The following is a 17985-nucleotide window of genomic DNA, read 5'->3' as shown; positions in this document are numbered from 1 at the left end:
TTCTAGACGGCGTCTTCGAGTTCGAGTCGCGGCGCGATACCGAGGGCCTTCATCTCGTCTAACAGGAGCTTGAACGCGTAGCTCATCTCGATCTCGTGGATGTCGGTCTCCTCGTCGCAGTTCGGACAGTAGACCCGCCGTTGTTCGACGTTCTCGACCGCGCTCATCCCACACTGCCCACAGATGTGAATGAACTCGCGGTCCGACTCGTCGAGGAGTCGTTCTTTCAGCGTCATCGCGGCCCCGTGGCCGATGAACACGTCGCGTTCCATCTCACCGATACGGAGCCCACCCTCGCGGGCCCGACCCTCCGTCGGCTGGCGGGTCAGCACCTGCACCGGCCCGCGCGATCGGGCGTGCAGCTTGTTCGAGACCATGTGGTAGAGCTTCTGGTAGAAGATGATCCCGACGAAGATCTCGGCCTCGATCTTCTCGCCGGTGATTCCGGAGTACATGGTCTCCTTGCCGGCGGAGTCGAAGCCGGCCTCCTCGAGTCCCTCGCGGAGCGCGGACTCGTCCTCGCCGAGGAACGGCGTCCCGTCGACGCGGCGACCCTCCATCGCGCCGAGTTTGCCGCCGATCATCTCGAGGATGTGGCCGACGGTCATGCGCGACGGCAGGGCGTGCGGGTTCAGGACGAGGTCGGGCACGACGCCCTCCTCGGTGAACGGCATGTCCTCCTGAGGTGCGAGGTGGCCGACGACCCCCTTCTGGCCGTGCCGGGACGCGAACTTGTCCCCCAGTTCGGGGATCCGCTCGTCGCGCACCGAGACCTTCGAGAGCTTCGAGCCGTCCTCGCCCTCCATCAGCGTGACGGTGTCGACGACGCCGCTCTCCCCGGAGCGCATCGTCACCGACGTCTCGCGTCGCTTCTGCGGCGAGAGACCGCCCATGTCGTCCGGTTCCTCGAGGAACCGCGGCGGCGAGGTCTTCCCAAGCAGGACGCTGTTCTCGTCGACCGCCGTCTCGGGGTTGACGAGGCCGTCCTCGTCGAGGTGGTTGTACGCCTCCTCGCCGCGAGCCCCGCGGACGTCCTGGGAGGGAATCTCGAAGCGGTCCTCCTGCCCGCCCGGATACCGCCGCTCCTCGCCCTCGTAGGTGCGGAAGAAGTGCGATCGAGCCAGGGCCCGTTCGACCGAGGCCTTGTTCATGACGAGCGCGTCCTCGATGTTGAACCCCTCGTAGCTCATCACGGCGACGACGAAGTTCTGGGCGGCCGGCCGATCGTCGAAGCCGATCTGCTCGGTGGTCTGGGTCTTGACCATCGAGAGCTGCGGGTAGTGCAGGAGGTGCTGTCGCGTGTCCGGCCGGATGCGGTAGTTCGCGCTCGGAAGACCGAGCGACTGCTTGACCATCCCCGCACCCATCGTAATTCGCGGACTGGCGTTGTGCTCGGGGTAGGGAATCATCCCCGCACCGATCCCGAAGATCAGCTGCGGGTCGATCTCGAGGTGCGTGTGATCCTCGTTCAGGTCGTCCTCGTCGACGGCGACGTAGATGTCCTCCTCCTCCTCGGCGTCGATGAACTCGATGTAGCCGTGGTCGACGAGGTCCTCGAACTCGAGGTCACCGTCACGGAGCGCTTCGATCTCCTGGTCGGAGATGCGCGGTTCGCCGTCCTCGACGACGAGCAGCGGTCGCCGTGCGCGACCGGCGTCGGCGTTGACGATCACTTCGCGCGTGCGCTCTTTCACCGAGACGTTGACCATCTCGCTGACGTCGCCGATGCGTCGTGCTTCGCGGATCTGTTCGGCCAGTTCGTGCGGATCGGGGTGTGTCCCCACCAGCGACCCGTTGACGTATACTTTGGCTTCTCGTTCTTGGCTGCTCATGGTGTATCAGTCGTCCGCCGTCGATCGTTCGATGCCTTCGAGGCCCGGAATGCCCTGGACCCCCATCGATGCCAGTTCCCGCTTGAGTTCCTGTTCGTCCTCGACGTTCTGGGAGAGTTCCATCGCCTGCGCGAAGTTCTTCACCAGCCCACAGTTGGGCCCCTCCGGCGTCTCGGAGGGACAGATGCGACCCCACTGGGTCGCGTGCAGGTCCCGCGCCTCGAAGTGAGGCTGGGACCGCGAGAGCGGCGAGCGAAGGCGCCGCAGGTGCGAGAGCACGCCCATGAAGTCGGTGCGGTCGACCAGCTGCGAGACCCCCGATCGGCCGCCGACCCAGTTCCCCGTCGCGATCGGGTGCTCGAGTCGCTCGGTCAGGACGTCCGATCGGACGACCGTGTTGACCGAGAGCTGTCGGTTGCGCATGTTGGCGCGCTCGAGCTGGTACTTGACGTCCCGGGCCAGTTTGTTGAGCGCGGTCCGGAACAGGTCTTTCATCAGGTCGCCGGAGACCTTCAGGCGCTTGTTGGCGTAGTGGTCCTTGTCGTCGGCCTCGCGTCGCCCGAGCGCGAGTTCGAAGCAGGCCTCGGCCATCCGACAGAGGTAGTGGGCCTTGTTGATCCGGACGTCCTCCTCCTCGACGCCCTCCTCGTGGAGGTGTGGCAGGAGGTAGCGATCGATCACGTAGTTCGCGCGCTTGAGCTGGTAGTTCTTCCCCTGGCCCGAGGCGACCCGCTTCCCGAGGGCCTCGATCGCCTCTTCCTCGGTCTGGACCTCGGCCTCCTCCAGGTTCTCCAGCATGTACTTGACGACCTCGGGGTCGTTCGAGACCTTGTGGACGATCTCCTCGTCCGATTCGAGGCCGAGCGCACGCACGAGCGTCACGAAGTTGATCGAGCCCGAGACGGAGGGGAACGAGACCTCGAGCAGACCGTTTCGCGTGCGCTCACAGAGCACGAGCGCCCGATATCCGCGACGCTGACTGAACGTCTTCGCGACCTGAATCTCGTCGCCGTACTTGGTGTCGTACTCCGCGAGGATCTTGTTCGGCGCGAGGTCCTCGCTGGTCATCAGCACCCGCTCGGAGCCGTTGACGATGAAGTAGCCGCCGGGGTCGGCGGGGTCCTCGCCGATCTCGATCAGTTCCTCGTCGGAGAAGCCGGCGATGTTACACTTCTCGGAGCCGACCATGATCGGCATCCGGCCGATCTTCGTCTCGGTCGAGTCGACGACCCGCTGGTCGCCCTCCTCGCCCTTGACGATCGACATCTCCATGAAGACCGGCGCGGAGTAGGTGATGTTGCGAAGCCGGGCCTCCTGCGGATAGAGCAACTCTTCGGAGCCGTCGGCCTCCCGGACGCGCGGCGTCACCACGCGGACGTCGCCGAGTTCGACGTGGACCGGTTCTTCACCTTCCTTGTCGCCGATGTCGGTGTCGATCGTCGCCTTCTCGTCGACGACCTCCTGCATGCCGCGGTTGAGGAAGGCGTTGAACGACCGGTAGTGGTGTTCGGCGAGCCGTTCCTTCGAGAAGTACTCCCGCGAGATGTCCCGTCGTTTCGCTCGATCGAGTTCCATTGCCATTTATTCCACCACGAGTCGGTATACGACTGCCTGATCGGTTGTCCGTGAGTTCCGGACGATCTTGATGACGTCGCCGACCTCCGCCTCGTCCGGCAGGGCGGGATCGTTGCGCTTGATTTTGGGCAGGTCTGTACGGTCGATGTCGTACTCGGAGAGCACCTCCTCGAGCGCGTCCTCCTCGAGAACGGTGTGCTCCGGGACGAGTTCGTGTTGGCTTACGTCTACCATGTTGTGTCGGTGTGCGTGTCGGCTATCGGGAGAGAAGCGGCTGTCACGAGATACTACAGGCAGGTATCGGTGGCAGGCAGTTAAGGGTTACTAACTCGACCGGGAAGCGCGGCTATCCGGCCGGGCAAACCTGACCGGAATCGACTGTCACGTTCTACGGTAGCCGGCTATCGGTTAAATTCCTTGTGGGTCGTGCGGACTGATGACACGGGTTCGGGTGTAGCGGGGATCGATCGTGGCCCGATTCACCGTACCACGGAGGTGTCGATTGGAAAGCCTTAATACCGTCACCGGGAAAGCAGAAGTTGCGAGCCCGGATGGTGTAGTGGCCCATCATACAACCCTGTCACGGTTGTGACGCGGGTTCAAATCCCGCTCCGGGCGCTTTTCCGATCCCATACTCGCGAGCGATCGGTATGCTGGCAACGAGTATTCCAAAACTCTCAGATCTCTGGCTTCGAGGCTTTGACCGCGATCGAATAGCACCGGGTACGAGCCGTGACTGGAGGAACACGATCGCATCACTGGAACAAAACCCTTAATACCGTCACCGGGAAAGCAGGAGTTGCGAGCCCGGATGGTGTAGTGGCCCATCATACAACCCTGTCACGGTTGTGACGCGGGTTCAAATCCCGCTCCGGGCGCTTTCTGTCGACGTCGATTCGTGAGCGAGAAGTGACCGATGAGCGAAGCGAGTCGCTGTGTCTCGAAACCCACACGAGTGGAGTTTCGTCCTGACGTTTGTTCCCCCCTGGGCCCGCAGGTAATAGCTCGTCAGCAGTCGCCCATCCGACAGTACGGGTGTGGCGCCGTATCCACGGGTTTTTGACACAGCACGGCCCCAAATCGTCGGGAGTTGCATGGCTAATCCGAAGACGATCGGTGACGAAACGGAAGCGAAGATCGTGGCTGCCCTCATTGCAGACGGATACACCGTCTCGGTACCGTTCGGTGACAACGACAAATACGATCTCGTCGTCGATAATAGTGATCGCCTCTATCGTATCCAGTGTAAAACGGCGTGGCAGAACAAAGCCGAGACGATTCGCTTCAATACGCACTCGCAAACGACGAGAGACGGCACGTATCACGAACAGACGTACGACGACGTGATCGACGCGTTCATCGTCCGATGTCCGGATCGAGAGCAGTTGTACTGGATCCCGATCGAGGATGCGACAGAACAGAAGATGGAACTCCGGTTCGAAGCCAGTATCGATCATCCATCGATCAACTGGGCACCCGATTACGAATTCGACGGCGAAATCCCGGAGCGATGATGAGAACCCAACCGCCGAACAGCGGCCGATCGAACCGCCAGTTGCCGCTCCCTATCTCGTTCGACGCCACTCTCGATTCAGCACGATCGAGGTACTAACATATTAGTACCCCGATCAGACTGGTACCGATAGCAACGGCTCACCGATCGGAACTGCCGATCGGTGACGATCGACACGAAACTCATGTCACAGCCGATCACCGTCCTCGTCGTCGACAACGAACCGGGATACGCCGATCTCGCGGGATCGATGCTCGAACGCGAACACGACGCGATCGAGGCCGTCGCCGCGACGAGTGCCGACGACGCGCTCGCGGTGCTCGACCGACGCGACGTCGACTGTATCGTCAGCGACTACGAGATGCCGTCCCTGTCGGGTCTCGAGTTGTTAGAGCGGGTCCGGGAGGACGATCCGGACCTGCCCTTCATCCTGTACACGGGCCGGGGATCCGAGGAACTCGCCAGCGAGGCGATCGCCGCGGGCGTCACGCAGTACTTCCAGAAGGAGTCCGGCGAGGAGCAGTACGCGTTGCTGGCGAACCAGATCACGAACGCGGTCTCGCAGTACCGCGCGGAGACGGAACTGCGCGAGAGCGAGCGCCGGTACGAACGGACGCTGACGACGCTCCACGAGACGACGCGGGACCTGATGCGGGCGGAGACGAAAGACGAGATCTACCAGTCGGCCGTCGACACGGCGGGCGACATCCTCGACGTGGCTGTCGCTGCGGCCTACGCGTTCGAGCCGACCGACGGGGTGCTCGCCCACGCCGCGTCGATGCGCGAGTCGCGCGAACTCGTCGATCCCGAGATGACGTTCGAGCGCGGCGAAGGGCTCGTCTGGGAGGTGTTCTCGGAAGGAGAGAGCGCGTACTACGAGGACGTCCAGCGGACGGGCGTCGAGCGCGCCCAGACGTTGAGTCGGAGCGAGTTTATCGTTCCCCTCGGCACGCACGGCGTGCTGGTCGCGGGGACCGAGGACGTCGACGGCTTCGACGAGACGATGACCGAACTGTTGCACATCCTGGCGGCCAACACGGAGGCCGCGCTCGATCGGGCCGAGCGAGAGCAGTTGCTCCGCGAGCACGATCGGACCCTGACCGCGCAGAACGAGGAGTTGACCCGGCTCAATCACACGAACGAGATCGTCCGCGAGATCAACCACGGCGTCGCGCAGGCCTCGACCCGCGACGAGATCGAGCGGCGGGTGTGCGATCGACTCGCCGAGACCGAGCGATACCTGTTCGCCTGGATCGCGACGAGCGACGACGACCCGCCGACGCCGACGGCCTGGGCGGGGGTCGACGCGGCCTACGTCGATCGGATCCGCGACGACGGGGAGTGCGCTCCCGAGGTCGGACTGGTCAGGGAGACGCTCGCCACGGAGCAGGTCCAGGTGGTCCGCAACGTCCTCGAGGCCGACGGCTGGGACCCCCGGCGGAAGGACGCGCTCACGTACGGCTACCAGACGGTGCTTTCGGTGCCGCTCGTCGACGACGAACGACGGTACGGGGCCCTGCTCGTCCACGTCCCGGGCGTCGACGCGATCACCGACAGCGAGCGCGAAGTGCTCGGCGAACTCGGGGAGACGATCGGCCACGCGATCCGATCGGTCGAGCAGACGCGGGCGATGCTCACCGACAGCCGCGTCGAACTCGAACTGACGAGTCACGACGATCGCTTGCTCGTCAACCGCCTCTCCGAGCGGATCAGCGGCCCCATCACGCTCGAGGGCGTGATCGATCGGGCCGACGACGAGGTCGTCGTCTTCGTGAGCGTTCCGTCGACGGCGGAAATCGGGCCGGTCACGGCCGAGTGGGCGTCGGTCGAGACGCTCTCGGCCGTCTCCGAGGGCGAGGCCGAGACGCTGTTCGAACTGACGCTCTCGTCGACCCCGTTTCTCGACGTGTTGCGGACGTACGACGTGCAGTTGCGCGAAGCCACGGCCGAGGACGGCACGACGACGCTCGTCCTCGAGGTTCCCCAGCACGTCGAGACCCGATCGCTGATCGAGGGGTTCCAGGACAGCTATCCGGACACCGAACTCGACGCCAGGCGCGAGACGACGGGAATGCGATCGGCCCGCCAGCTCGACACCTATCTCGAGGAGCGGCTCACCGACAAACAGTTCGAGGCGCTACAGGCGGCCCACTACAGCGGCTTCTTCGAGTGGCCCCGCGAGAGTACCGGGGAGGACCTCGCGGACGCCCTCGACGTGACCCCGCCGACGTACCACTATCACCTGCGAGCCGCCGAACGAAAGCTGGTGACGCTGGCGTTCGACGGCGGTTCTAATTAATTAGTACCTCGCACTCTACCCACCCAAACAGTTAGAAATTATATTTAACCCCCATCACTGCATACCAGTAACTGGCGATCTGCGATAGACTGTCGCCACCCCCCAATCCCCCACCCCCACTTTCCCCCTGACACAAGTTCGCCAGCGGCGCCGCCGTGTGATCTCACCGGTTCGGGACGACAGCCGTCGCGGTCGGTTACGCTGTCGACGAGAGACTGAACAACAGTACGACGATACCGCGTCGTCACCGCGGGCGCGACGCCGAATCGATCGCGTCGTCCCACTCGATCCACTCGTGTTCCCAGCCGCGACGGGTTTCGGCGCGACGCGTCGCGTGTTCGCGATCCTCGCGAGCCATCCGGTTGCGCTCGACGGCGCCCGACTGTTCGCCTTCCACGAGCAACGGGTCGAAGGAGACGGCGGCGAACGATTCTGTCTCGCCGTTCGCAGTGACGGCTTCGAGTCGCTGGGTCTGCGCTCCGCGAGGGAAGACGAGGCGACCGTCCTCGCGCAGTTGGTCGAGCAGGGCCCGCGGTGGCTCGACCGCCGCGGCCTCGAGCAGTATTCGATCGAAAGGCGCGTACTCGGGGAGACCCGCGGCCCCGTCGCGACAGTCGACGAGGACGCCGTCGTAGCCCGCCTCAGCGAGGTTATTCCGTGCCTCGATCACGAGCGGGCGGGAGATGTCGACGGCGTGAACGCCCGTTTCGCCGACGAGTTCGGCTGCCACGGCCGCCGTGTACCCGACGCCGGCGCCGACGATCAGCACCTCCTCGTCCCCGTCCAGGGAGAGCGCCTGCAGCAATCGGGCGACCGTACTCGGGGCGAGGACGCGGGTCCCGAGGATCTCGTGATCCCGATCGGCGTAGGCCGTCCGCTCGTCGTCGACGAAGGCGTGGCGTGGCACGTCCCGCATCGCGACGGCGACGGCGTCGTCCGTCAGGACGTTCTTTGGGGGTGCGGCAAGGCCGTCGATCAGGTCCTCGCGCAGTACCGCGGGGTCCATACGCCAGCTATCGCGTCGGCCGTAATCAATGGCGCGCTTGCGCAATCGTCAGCGCATCCGAACGAACCGCACGCCTCCGTGTTCGCTCCGAGCGAGCGAGCCGTCCGGCCGTTTCTCGGCCAGCACCAGCGACTGGAACGCGGTCCCGATCGGCGCGAGCAGCCGCCCGCCAGATCGAACCTGTTCGACGACGGGTGCGGGAAACTCCGGGGCCGCACACGTGAGGTACGCGGCGTCGTAGGGGGCGTGCTCGGGCCACCCGTCCGCTCCGTCGCCGACCCGGATGGAGACGTCGTCGTACCCCGTCTCCGCGAGCGTCTCACGGGCGTCAGCGACGAGGTCCTCGCTGTACTCGACGCTGTAGACGTGGTCCGCGCCGACGAGTTCGGCCGTGACCGCGGCGTGATAGCCACAGCCAGTCCCGATCTCGAGCACGTCCTCGCCGGGGTCCAGCGCCAGTTTGCCGGCCATAACCGCGACCATGTGCGGCGCGCTGATCGTCTGCCCGTCCCCGATCGGTAGCGGGCGGTCCGCGTAAGCCTCGCCGCGGCGGTCCTCGGGAACGAACTCGTGGCGCGGGACTGACTCGAGAGCGTCGAGAACGCGATCGTCCGTCACGCGCGAGGAGACGGTCCGGACCATCCGCTTCCGGGCGGCCTCGTAGTCGTCGGCGTCGGGGTCGGAGTCGCCGAAGCCGAACATAGTTTGGCAGCGGTTAGTCGCTTGAGTACAATAGGCTGTGGGGCGCGTACAGCCGCTAGTACCGACTGAAACGATTCTCAGTTACCAGGCCGACCAGGCGCTGGTCGTCTGATCGTAGGCGTAGACCCGTTTCGCGTCCTTCGCGAGGACGGTATCGCCCTCCATCTCGTACCGATCGCGATCGTAGCCAGAGGCGTCGTCGCGGACGACGAACGCGTCGATCTCGAACTCGTCGTCGCCGAACGACTCGATCTCGCCGACCTCGAACTCGTAGTCGCCGGGGACCCGAACCGTAATGGATCGGCTGTCGTCCCGCGATCCGTCCTTCGGGTGGACCGTGACGTTGACCGCGACGTTGTCCACCTCGCGGGTCCAGACGGTCTCGACGTCCTCGGCGACGGCCTCCTCGGTCCGGCGGTGCTCGTCGAGTTCGACGCTCGTCACGCGAACCGTCGAGAGCACCTCCTCGGTCTCGAGGATGAACTCGTCGCCGGTTTCGATCGTCTCGTCTTCGGGCGTGGTGACGTTCGCGGTGAAGGACTCGTCCTCCTGGGAGACGACCACGTCGAGGGTGACCTCGCGCTCTCGTTCGGGCTGGATCTTGTGGACGTGGCCACACTCGCTACAGCGGACGGTTACGGTTCCGCCGCCTTCCGTGACCGTCAGGACCTCGTGAACGGTCTCGAGGTCCGGCGAGCACGACGGACAGGGCGTCGGAACGCGATCCGGAATGTCGGTCATGGAACGCCGTACGCGCCACGTACTGAAAAGGCGATTGAACCCGTCTCGGGGATCACTCGGCACGCGGGAGGGTCACTTCGTCTCCATCCGCGTAGACCGTCGGCTCCCGCACGATCCCGTCGAGGTGGATCGGCGCCTCGACGTCGCCGCCGATCCCCGCGTCGTCGCCGATCGCGATGTGGACCGTTCCGCCGGCCTTCTCGTCGAGCAGGACCGAACCCACGAGGTCCGTGACGGCGACGTTCGTCCCGATCCCGAGTTCCGCGAGATTGGACGCGGCGTCGCCGACCTCGTCCGCAGCGGCCTCGATCGTCTCGCGAATCTCGTCGTCCGAGACGTCGGTAACGAGACCGTCTTCGACCTCGAACGAGAGCGTCTCGCCCTCGCCGAGCAGGCCGTGGGGCATCATCGTCCCGTCGACGACGAACCGGCCGTCGGCCGTTTCGGGGCTGATGAACACCTCGCCCGCGGGCAGGTTCGACATCATTCCCGACTCGTGGACGATGCCGGTGTCCGCGAGCCAGTCCCGGTCGGCGACGTCGAAGGTGATGTCCGTGCCCGCGGGCGCAGTGACGCGGACTTCGTCGGCGTCGGCGACCTGCTCCCGGACGTCCGTACAGTGGGCCGCGATCGACTCGTAGTCGGCATTCAGGCCCGTCGTGAAGACGTCCTCGGTGATCCCCGGCAGCGTGGCGACGCGTGCGCCCGCCTCGTTGGCCTCGGTGCGCGCCCGGGTGTGGCTCAGGCTCTTCGTCGTCGGCGCGAGGACGACGTCGGCGTCGGCCATCGCCGCCGCGACCGGGGCCGGCGGCTCCGCCCCGTGGGTCTCGCCCGGCGGATAGCGGACGATCACCGCGTCGTCGGTGATCTCGCTCGCGACCGCGTACAGCGTCTCGCCGATCGACTCCCGCTCGTCGTCGGTGACGATCGCGCAGGACTCGTCGGACTGGAGGTTCAGACACTGTCGGACGGCCGTCTCGGCGGCGGGTCGAAGGTCGGACATACACCTACAGTGGCGACAGCGGCCCGAAATGCTTTGCCTTCCGGCGGTCGATCCGCGATCGCAGTTCGGTCGACCGATCAGTCCGCCTCCGGCGCCGATTCCGGCGGCTCGGAACCTGCCGACGACTCCGTGTCCCCGTCGAGGTCCGCGAGTTCCTCCGGCGTTCCGAAGACGTAGATCGTGTCGCCGGCGTCCAGCGGCTCGTTTTCCGCCGGCAGCGACAGTTCCTCGCCGTCACGGTCGATCGCGAGGACGGTTCCCGACACCCAGCCGGCGAACTCGCTCTCGAGCGGGCCGTCGGCCGTGACCGTAGTCGCCGTAACCGTCTCGTCCGCGGCCCGGATAAACGAGCGCGTGAGCATCACCCGGCGTCTCGGGACGGGTCGTGAGCCGGTAGCGATCGCCTGGTTCGAAGGCCTCCGCGTCGTCCGCATCGACGATCAGCGTCGTGACCGTCTCGGCGCTCGCCCGGAACGTCCCCGTCGTAACGAGCCGACCCGAGCCGTCGCCTGTCCAGACCTCGACAGGATCACTCGTACTGGCCCTGTTGAGGACGACCGACGCGATCGGCGTGTCGAGATCGAGGGCGACCTCCCGGACCCGGAGTGCGTCCACAAGCGCGGGTTCGGTGGGCGTCGTCACGAGCACCGCGACGTGGGCACTCTCGAGTTGCACGCCGACGTCGCGTGCCAGCCCCGCCGGACAGTCGACGACGACGCGGCCACACTCCCGTTCGAGTCGATCGACGACGCGCGCCAGTGCCGTCAGGTCGGACGCGCGGGCCCCGGCGAGGGTGCGACCGCACGCGAGAAACACGGACCGGACCGATCCGCTCGACGGCCGCGAGCGGGTTCGCACGTCCCGCGAGGACGTCGTGGAGGTCGGGGCCGTTCCCCCTGGGAAGATCGGCCGTCGCGAGGTCGGCGTCGACGACCACGGCGTCGAGTTCCCGTCCGATATTCAGCGAGGCCGTCGACTTGCCGACGCCGCCCTTCCCGCCGGTGACGGCGACGATCATGGCCCCGGCGTGAGCACGTCGCTGGTCGGTGCCCACTCGTCCAGCCCGGCGAGCACCTCGTCGGCCGTCCGCTCCGTGACGTCCGAGTCGCGGGTCACGTCGGCGACCTCGACCGGCGGATCCGTCGGCGCTGCCGGACTCGCGAAGCCGACGCCGCGACGGCACCCCGGTTCGACGGTCGCTTCCCAGACGTCGTCGCTCCACTCGGGTGCCGTAACCCCGTCCAGTCGGGGCGGCCACGTCGGCCCGTCGAGACGGCTCTCGAGACGGATTCGCTGTGGCGTCGTCTGCGTGTTCGTGACGGTGGCAGTCACGAACGTCACCCCCTCGCACCTGTCCGTGTCCCAGTCGACCTCGACCATGCCCGCCTTTCTGGGCGCGATATCGTATAAAGTTCAACACCGGTACCGGCGATTCGAGACCGGCCGAATGTGTACGAGAACCCGCGTAAAACTCTCTTGCGAGTTAAAATCGATCGCGAAGCCTCGAAACGGTTATCCCCCTCGGTAGTGGACTCCCGATACATGATTCAGGTCGCCGTCAACGGCTACGGGACGATCGGGAAACGCGTCGCGGACGCCGTGGCGCACCAGCCCGACATGGAAGTGCTCGGCGTCGCGAAGACCCGCCCTAACTTCGAGGCCGAAACGGCCATCGAGAAAGGGTTCCCGCTGTACGCGGCCGTCGAGGAGCGCGCGGAACTGTTCGCCGAGGCGGGACTCGAGATCGCCGGCCCGGTCGAGGACCTCGTGGCCGAGGCCGACGTCGTCGTCGACGCCACGCCGTCGGGGATCGGTGCCGAGAACAAATCGCTCTACGAGGAGTACGACACGCCCGCGCTCTACCAGGGCGGCGAAGACGCCGACGTGGCGGACGTCAGCTTCAACGCCCGATCGAACTACGAGGACGCGACCGGGGCCGACCACGTCCGCGTCGTCTCCTGTAACACGACCGGGCTCTCGCGGGTGATCGCCCCCCTGCGAGAGGCCTACGGCGTCGAGAAGGTCCGCGCGACGCTCGTCCGCCGCGGCGGCGATCCCGGACAGACCTCGCGGGGCCCGATCAACGACATCCTGCCGAATCCCGTGACGATCCCCTCCCACCACGGCCCCGACGTCGAGACCATCTTCCCGGACCTCGACATCGACACGCTGGGGATGAAGGTGCCCGCGACGCTGATGCACATGCACAGCCTCAACGTCACCCTCGACGAGGAGGTCGACGCCGCGGACGTCCGCGAGTTGTTCGCCGAGGAATCGCGCCTGTTCTTGATCCCCGAGCGGATGGCGATCGACGGCAGCGGCAAGCTCAAGGAGTACGCACTCGACGCGGGTCGCCCGCGAGGAGACATCTGGGAGAACGCGATCTGGGAGGAGTCGATCTCGACCGTCGGCCGGGACCTGTACCTGTTCCAGGGCATCCACCAGGAGAGCGACGTCGTGCCGGAGAACGTCGACGCGATCCGGGCCGTCCTCGGCGCGGCCGACGCCGCGGAGAGTATCGAGACGACGAACGAGACCCTCGGCGTCGGACTCTGAGCGGCCGGACACCTGCCACGGACCCCGGCGGAACGGAATCGATCGCGTCGATGGAACGCTCGACCGAACGGGATGAGCGCGCCGGCGGAATCCGTGACCGAGTCGTCGGTCGGCCCCGCCGAGAACAACTAGCGACGACAGAAAGTTTTTGCACCACGGTCCACTAGTGACGAGCATGCGCCGAGACGACCGCGACGAACCCTTCGACGATCTGTTTCGCGAGATCGAGCGGATGATGAACGAGATGATGAACGGGGCCGACAACGTCGACTTCGAGTCCTCGACCAACGTGGACAACGGTTTCGGGATGGACACCCACGTCTCGATCCACGAGACCGACGACGAGGTCCGCGTGGTGGCGGACCTCCCGGGCGTCGAAAAGGACAACATCGAACTCGAGTGCGACGGCAAGACCCTGACCATCTCCGCGGAAAGTAGCCACCGCCAGTACGACGAACGCGTCTCGCTCCCGAAGCGTGTCAACGAACACACTGCCGCCGCGACCTACAACAACGGCGTCCTCGAGGTCGTCTTCGATCCGGCCGAACAGTCCTCCGGAATCAGTCTCGAGTAACGCAGTCGCGTCGCGGTCGCAGTTCCGTCGTTTCGACTCCGACACCCGTTTTGAAGCCGCGTCTCGACTACCGCTCCGAAGCCGTGCGTATCGCCCCTGCCAGCCGATCGTAGAAGTCCGGTTCGTACTTCGTGGCGGTATCGATCGTCGGCCGGGCGTTCGTCTCGTTGACCACGACGGCGTCGTCCGTCACGAGGAGGTCGACGCCGAGGAACGGAATCTCGAGTTCGGTCGCGACGTCCGCGGCGATTTCGCGCCACGCCGCGGGGAGGTCGACGCCGGTCGCCTCGGCCCCGCGGTGGACGTTGTGTTTCCACTGGCCCTCGGACACCGCGTCCTCGGGGAGGCGACGCTCGACCGCCCCGACGTACTCGCCCTCGACCAGCATCACCCGGTAGTCGGTCGCGTCGGGGAGGTACTCCTGGACGAGAAACGATCGATCGCCGGTGGCCCGGTAGTCGTGCACCAGCGAGAGGTAGTCGCAGATGCCGAGAAAGGAATCGAGGTCGTGCGCCTTCGCCACGCCCACCCCGCGGGTCGTCGAGTTCGGCTTGACGACGACCGGCGGGTCGAACCGATCGAAGACCCGCGCGAGTTCGTCCTCGCCGACGTCGTTCGAGACGTACACGGACTCCGGCACCGGAAGCCCGGCCCGATCGAGTCGCGCGATCACTTCGGCCTTGTTCCGCGACGTGAGCACGGCGTCGCGATCGTTGAGCCACGGCACGTCGAGAACGGCGTCGCCCACGCCGCCCTCCATCATGCGACCCGGGAAGACGAACCCGACGTCGTAGTCGTCCGCCGACCAGGGGGCGTCCTCGCCCAGCGGTACCGTCCGCTCGCTCACGGGGACGTGGTGGACCTGGATGCCCCGATCGGAAAGCGGTTCGCGCATCCGCCCGAACGTCTCCTGGTCGTTCGCGACCGCGAGATCGATCATACGCGTGTCTCGGGATGGGACGGGCAAAAAGGTAGTCGAGACGCGTGGAGACAGGGCAGGACAACGGCCGGGAGCGCGGCTCGAGCAGACGCGAGAGGCGCGCGACTCAACGGAAGAGCAAACTCTTCCGAGCGGCGAGGGACCGGAGGTCCCTCGAGCAGTCGGCGCGAAGCGCCGACGACCTCGCGAAACCTCCGGTTTCGCTCAACGGGGAAGGGCAGGCTACGTACACTGACGCCGACCGCGAGCGGCCATCTGGAGCGAGCGGGCCGACGACCGATGTGGAGGGCCGTGGCGCGTAGCGCCGCGAACGGGTGAACGGCGAAGCCGTGAGCCGAACGACTGAAAGGAGTGATGGAACGGAGGGAGGAGTGCTTGTAATCGAATTTTTGCCGAGGGCGCGGCGAAGCCGCGCCCGCAGAGCAAAACTTCGTTTTATGCAATCAGCTTCTCTTCGCCCTTCTCGACGACGATGCGGCACGGCGGCGTGATCTTGTTGTAGGCGCGGCGGAACGCTTCCTTGGCGTGCTCGGCGTCGTCGACGTCACACCAGACGGTGAAGATGCGATCGCCGGCGTCGATGCGGGCCGCGGTGCCCACGATCTTCCCGAAGGCCTGGCGCATCCCGTCGGAGACACGGTCCGCACCCGCGCCCGTCGCCTGCTTGTTCTCCCGGATGACGTGGTGGGGGAACTTGCGCAGGATCATCTTGTAGTTGCCCTCGCCGGCGTTCTTGAGCATGTGCCGGTTGGCCGAGAGGCGGGAGGCCTCGAGCGAACCGTGACGGATCTGGACCTCCTCTTCGGTGACGAGGCTGATCTGGACGGGGTAGTCCTCGGGGTCGGCCCCGATGTCGCCCATCTTGTGCTGTGCGATCTTCGATCCGGGGATCCCAGTGATGTATTCGCGGCGCGTGTAGGCCGGCTTACTGATCTCCCGGTACATTGAGGCGGGTTTGTCGGACATGGTTGTGGTTACTTACGAAAACGGAGGCCTACCGTTCGGATAAAGGCTTCGAAGCGCCGCGTCACCGTGTGGATCGGCCACAGGGGGCCGAACCGGACTGCGATCGGATCGGGATCACAGTCGATCGCCGATCGGTCGGCTTCCAGCCGAGGGCCGCGATCGGATTACTCGAGCGGAACGTACGTCTCGCCGTCTTTCGCGACGAGGTCCTGCTTCGAGAGCGACGCGAGAACGCTCAGGATCGCGATCTTTTGCATCGACAGCGTTTCCTTCAGGTCGGCGACGGTCGAGCCGCCGGTCGCGTCGAGATAGAGGTAGACGAGTTTCGCCTGCGGCGAGTCGAGTTCGGTGGGGAGACGGTCGAGGTGGTCAGTTGCGAGTTGTTGTTCCATCATCGTACCCGCATCGACTACGATCTACCGTATAAATCTATGTAGCATCACGTGGATACTGGCTAGATGATATAATTGTGTTAATATGTATCGAGAACGATTATCGCAGAGTCATGACAGGACCTCTCACGGGAGGAGATAGGAGTATTATAGCTGTAAAGCCTGTAGCTATCTCCCTTGCCATCGTTAAGCACCGACGACACGATCGAGGAGCGCGATCGTTCGAGGCCTGTTCGGAGTCGAGTACCGGCCATAACTTTCAGTAACGATCGTGATGATTACGGCGTTTCGAGCCCATATAAAGAATATTATTACACAGTTTGAAACGTCACGATCGTTTTCGAGAACGGCCGGTGGAAAATCGCCCGACTACGGTCGGTCGCGCTCTTCGATCCGTGATCGTGGCGATCGCAGTGTGGCGACGGCTCCGACGGTGCGTGAACGACAGGAACGGAGAGGCCGGTGTCATAGCGACTGCGATACTGACTGGCGGTACTGACGGCGTACGGAGTGGCGTCCCTGGTCGTAGCAGCGGCGTATTTAAGGTTCCACCACCGATAGCATTCGACATGATGAAGAGTTTCCGCATCGGGTCCCTGTTCGGCATCCCGATCAAACTCGATCTCACGTTCTTGCTGGTCCTCCCGCTGTTCGCGTACCTCATCGGGGCCCAGATCGAAGACGTCGCCGAGATTCTCAACGAGTTCCTCGCCGCGGGAATCGACGTCGGCTCCATCACGGCCGGGTCGATGCCGTGGCTCCTCGGATTCGCCGCGGCAGTCGGTCTGTTCGTGGGGGTCGTCCTCCACGAACTCGGCCACTCGCTGACCGCCCAGCGGTACGGGTTCCCGATCGACTCCATCACGCTCTGGCTGTTCGGCGGGATCGCCGCCCTCTCGGAGATGCCCGAGGACTGGCGACAGGAGTTCACCATCGCCATCGCGGGCCCGATCGTCTCCGTGCTGGTCGGGGTCGGGTCGTTCGCGCTCTTTTCGGTAACGCCCGAGTCACTCGGCGGCCCGCGGTTCGTGCTCGGCTACCTCGCCGTCCTGAACGTCGCGCTCGCGATCTTCAACATGATCCCCGCGTTCCCGATGGACGGCGGACGGATCCTCCGGGCGCTGCTCGCCCGCGGGCAACCCTACGCCAAGGCGACCCAGCAGGCCGCCAGCATCGGAAAACTGTTCGCGATCTTCATGGGCCTGTTCGGCCTGCTCGCGTTCAACATCATCCTCATCGGCGTCGCCTTCTTCGTCTACATCGCCGCCTCGAGCGAGGCCCAGCAGGTGACGATGAAAGCCGCCTTCCAGGATGTCACCGTCAGCGACATCATGACCCCCGCGGGCGACCTTCACACCGTCGAACCGGAGACGTCGATCGCGGACCTGATCCAGCGGATGTTCACCGAGCGTCACACGGGCTACCCGGTCGTCGACACAGGGATGGGCGAGGAACGACTCGTCGGCCTCGTGACGCTGTCCGACGCCCGCGAGATCGATCCCGTCGAGCGCGACGCCTTCACCGTCGCGGACGTGATGACGACCGACCTGAAGACGATCACGGCCGACTCGGACGCGATGACCGCGATCGAGCGCATGCAGGAGGACAACATCGGCCGGCTGCTGGTGGTCGATCGAGGGGACGATCGGTTCGGTTCGCGGGCCAACGAGGACGGCGATCTCGTCGGGTTGATCTCGCGATCGGACCTGATGACGGCCCTGAACATCGTCCAGGAGAGCGGTGCCGAGAACCTGACCGGACGACCGCGGGCCGCGGACTGATACGGTCTCGCTGTACCGAGGTACCGGCGCACTCGCAGACGAGTGGCGGGTGCGTCGGAACTGACGGACTGCAGTCCGTATGTGCGTCGTCGGCCCCCGAAATTG

Annotated in this window: 17 protein-coding genes, 2 tRNA genes and 1 pseudogene; 7 read left to right on the top strand and 13 right to left on the bottom strand. The window is 65.3% G+C overall.

Annotated elements, in window-relative coordinates:
• Positions 1-2: 2 nt before the first annotated feature.
• Genes rpoB through AC6I6X_RS08760 form a run of 3 tightly spaced genes read right to left on the bottom strand, consistent with a single transcriptional unit; the run spans position 3 to position 3641 of the window.
• On the bottom strand, positions 3-1832 hold the full coding sequence (gene rpoB, locus AC6I6X_RS08770; RefSeq protein WP_497930137.1) for a DNA-directed RNA polymerase subunit B: 1830 nt from the start codon (positions 1830-1832) through the stop codon (positions 3-5).
• 6 nt (positions 1833-1838) lie between these two features.
• A complete protein-coding gene (locus AC6I6X_RS08765; RefSeq protein ID WP_497930135.1) occupies positions 1839-3413 on the bottom strand; it encodes a DNA-directed RNA polymerase subunit B'' in 1575 nt (524 codons plus the stop codon).
• Positions 3414-3641, bottom strand: a complete 228-nt coding sequence (locus tag AC6I6X_RS08760; protein WP_497930134.1) for a DNA-directed RNA polymerase subunit H — start codon at positions 3639-3641, stop codon at positions 3414-3416.
• 311 nt (positions 3642-3952) lie between these two features.
• Between AC6I6X_RS08760 and AC6I6X_RS08755 the strand changes: the two genes are divergently transcribed.
• The 4 genes from AC6I6X_RS08755 to AC6I6X_RS08740 all read left to right on the top strand — a co-directional run bounded on the left by AC6I6X_RS08755 (position 3953) and on the right by AC6I6X_RS08740 (position 7219).
• Positions 3953-4025: transfer RNA gene (locus AC6I6X_RS08755), tRNA-Asp, on the top strand.
• 187 nt (positions 4026-4212) lie between these two features.
• Positions 4213-4285: transfer RNA gene (locus AC6I6X_RS08750), tRNA-Asp, on the top strand.
• Between the two features lie 216 nt (positions 4286-4501).
• A complete protein-coding gene (locus AC6I6X_RS08745; RefSeq protein ID WP_497930133.1) occupies positions 4502-4921 on the top strand; it encodes a group I intron-associated PD-(D/E)XK endonuclease in 420 nt (139 codons plus the stop codon).
• A gap of 183 nt (positions 4922-5104) precedes the next feature.
• Positions 5105-7219: a bacterio-opsin activator domain-containing protein gene (locus tag AC6I6X_RS08740; protein WP_497930498.1), complete on the top strand. Its 2115-nt coding sequence runs from the start codon at positions 5105-5107 to the stop codon at positions 7217-7219.
• Positions 7220-7463: 244 nt separating this feature from the next.
• Here the strand turns inward: AC6I6X_RS08740 and AC6I6X_RS08735 are convergent, their stop codons facing one another.
• From AC6I6X_RS08735 to AC6I6X_RS08705, 7 genes and pseudogenes are all read right to left on the bottom strand, one after another.
• On the bottom strand, positions 7464-8225 hold the full coding sequence (locus AC6I6X_RS08735; RefSeq protein ID WP_497930132.1) for a protein-L-isoaspartate O-methyltransferase family protein: 762 nt from the start codon (positions 8223-8225) through the stop codon (positions 7464-7466).
• Positions 8226-8273: 48 nt separating this feature from the next.
• Complete coding sequence (locus AC6I6X_RS08730) at positions 8274-8927, bottom strand: protein-L-isoaspartate(D-aspartate) O-methyltransferase (protein WP_497930131.1); 654 nt, start codon at positions 8925-8927, stop codon at positions 8274-8276.
• 81 nt (positions 8928-9008) lie between these two features.
• Positions 9009-9668, bottom strand: a complete 660-nt coding sequence (locus tag AC6I6X_RS08725; RefSeq protein ID WP_497930130.1) for an HVO_0476 family zinc finger protein — start codon at positions 9666-9668, stop codon at positions 9009-9011.
• Between the two features lie 52 nt (positions 9669-9720).
• Entirely contained in the window at positions 9721-10671 is a 951-nt protein-coding gene (locus AC6I6X_RS08720; protein WP_497930129.1) for an aminopeptidase, read from the bottom strand.
• Positions 10672-10748: 77 nt separating this feature from the next.
• Complete coding sequence (locus AC6I6X_RS08715) at positions 10749-10937, bottom strand: cation:proton antiporter regulatory subunit (protein ID WP_497930128.1); 189 nt, start codon at positions 10935-10937, stop codon at positions 10749-10751.
• 148 nt (positions 10938-11085) lie between these two features.
• A pseudogene (locus AC6I6X_RS08710) lies at positions 11086-11689 on the bottom strand (MinD/ParA family ATP-binding protein); the annotation flags it as partial.
• Positions 11686-12051, bottom strand: coding sequence for a DUF7857 domain-containing protein (locus AC6I6X_RS08705; protein ID WP_497930127.1), 366 nt, complete (start codon positions 12049-12051; stop codon positions 11686-11688). The gene AC6I6X_RS08705 and the pseudogene AC6I6X_RS08710, both read right to left, overlap by 4 nt.
• Before the next feature lie 162 nt (positions 12052-12213).
• Here AC6I6X_RS08705 and AC6I6X_RS08700 point away from each other — a divergent pair, with 162 nt between their 5' ends.
• Together AC6I6X_RS08700 and AC6I6X_RS08695 are read left to right on the top strand one after the other, a co-directional pair.
• Positions 12214-13227, top strand: a complete 1014-nt coding sequence (locus tag AC6I6X_RS08700; RefSeq protein WP_497930126.1) for a type II glyceraldehyde-3-phosphate dehydrogenase — start codon at positions 12214-12216, stop codon at positions 13225-13227.
• 175 nt (positions 13228-13402) lie between these two features.
• On the top strand, positions 13403-13801 hold the full coding sequence (locus tag AC6I6X_RS08695) for an Hsp20/alpha crystallin family protein (RefSeq protein WP_497930125.1): 399 nt from the start codon (positions 13403-13405) through the stop codon (positions 13799-13801).
• Positions 13802-13868: 67 nt separating this feature from the next.
• On the opposite strand, the gene AC6I6X_RS08690 is transcribed toward AC6I6X_RS08695, so the two are convergent.
• From AC6I6X_RS08690 to AC6I6X_RS08680, 3 genes are all read right to left on the bottom strand, one after another.
• On the bottom strand, positions 13869-14741 hold the full coding sequence (locus tag AC6I6X_RS08690; protein ID WP_497930124.1) for an ATP-grasp domain-containing protein: 873 nt from the start codon (positions 14739-14741) through the stop codon (positions 13869-13871).
• 435 nt (positions 14742-15176) lie between these two features.
• On the bottom strand, positions 15177-15707 hold the full coding sequence (locus AC6I6X_RS08685; RefSeq protein WP_497930123.1) for a 50S ribosomal protein L16: 531 nt from the start codon (positions 15705-15707) through the stop codon (positions 15177-15179).
• Between the two features lie 164 nt (positions 15708-15871).
• Entirely contained in the window at positions 15872-16102 is a 231-nt protein-coding gene (locus tag AC6I6X_RS08680; protein ID WP_497930122.1) for a MarR family transcriptional regulator, read from the bottom strand.
• 569 nt (positions 16103-16671) lie between these two features.
• On the opposite strand from AC6I6X_RS08680, the gene AC6I6X_RS08675 reads away from it, so the two are divergent.
• On the top strand, positions 16672-17880 hold the full coding sequence (locus AC6I6X_RS08675; protein WP_497930497.1) for a CBS domain-containing protein: 1209 nt from the start codon (positions 16672-16674) through the stop codon (positions 17878-17880).
• The last annotated feature ends 105 nt before the right edge of the window (positions 17881-17985 follow it).

The organism is Halosolutus sp. YCN4 (assembly GCF_059736495.1).
Note: the sequence above shows the minus strand (reverse complement) of the source record. Positions and strands in the feature narration are given on the sequence as shown.

Excerpts from the sequence above, each read along its gene's own strand:
- rpoB (WP_497930137.1), bottom strand. The coding sequence starts at position 1,832 with ATGAGCAGCCAAGAACGAGAAGCCAAAGTATACGTCAACGGGTCGCTG.
- AC6I6X_RS08765 (WP_497930135.1), bottom strand. The coding sequence starts at position 3,413 with ATGGCAATGGAACTCGATCGAGCGAAACGACGGGACATCTCGCGGGAG.
- AC6I6X_RS08760 (WP_497930134.1), bottom strand. The coding sequence starts at position 3,641 with ATGGTAGACGTAAGCCAACACGAACTCGTCCCGGAGCACACCGTTCTC.
- AC6I6X_RS08745 (WP_497930133.1), top strand. The coding sequence starts at position 4,502 with ATGGCTAATCCGAAGACGATCGGTGACGAAACGGAAGCGAAGATCGTG.
- AC6I6X_RS08740 (WP_497930498.1), top strand. The coding sequence starts at position 5,105 with ATGTCACAGCCGATCACCGTCCTCGTCGTCGACAACGAACCGGGATAC.
- AC6I6X_RS08735 (WP_497930132.1), bottom strand. The coding sequence starts at position 8,225 with ATGGACCCCGCGGTACTGCGCGAGGACCTGATCGACGGCCTTGCCGCA.
- AC6I6X_RS08730 (WP_497930131.1), bottom strand. The coding sequence starts at position 8,927 with ATGTTCGGCTTCGGCGACTCCGACCCCGACGCCGACGACTACGAGGCC.
- AC6I6X_RS08725 (WP_497930130.1), bottom strand. The coding sequence starts at position 9,668 with ATGACCGACATTCCGGATCGCGTTCCGACGCCCTGTCCGTCGTGCTCG.
- AC6I6X_RS08720 (WP_497930129.1), bottom strand. The coding sequence starts at position 10,671 with ATGTCCGACCTTCGACCCGCCGCCGAGACGGCCGTCCGACAGTGTCTG.
- AC6I6X_RS08705 (WP_497930127.1), bottom strand. The coding sequence starts at position 12,051 with ATGGTCGAGGTCGACTGGGACACGGACAGGTGCGAGGGGGTGACGTTC.
- AC6I6X_RS08700 (WP_497930126.1), top strand. The coding sequence starts at position 12,214 with ATGATTCAGGTCGCCGTCAACGGCTACGGGACGATCGGGAAACGCGTC.
- AC6I6X_RS08695 (WP_497930125.1), top strand. The coding sequence starts at position 13,403 with ATGCGCCGAGACGACCGCGACGAACCCTTCGACGATCTGTTTCGCGAG.
- AC6I6X_RS08690 (WP_497930124.1), bottom strand. The coding sequence starts at position 14,741 with ATGATCGATCTCGCGGTCGCGAACGACCAGGAGACGTTCGGGCGGATG.
- AC6I6X_RS08685 (WP_497930123.1), bottom strand. The coding sequence starts at position 15,707 with ATGTCCGACAAACCCGCCTCAATGTACCGGGAGATCAGTAAGCCGGCC.
- AC6I6X_RS08680 (WP_497930122.1), bottom strand. The coding sequence starts at position 16,102 with ATGATGGAACAACAACTCGCAACTGACCACCTCGACCGTCTCCCCACC.
- AC6I6X_RS08675 (WP_497930497.1), top strand. The coding sequence starts at position 16,672 with ATGAAGAGTTTCCGCATCGGGTCCCTGTTCGGCATCCCGATCAAACTC.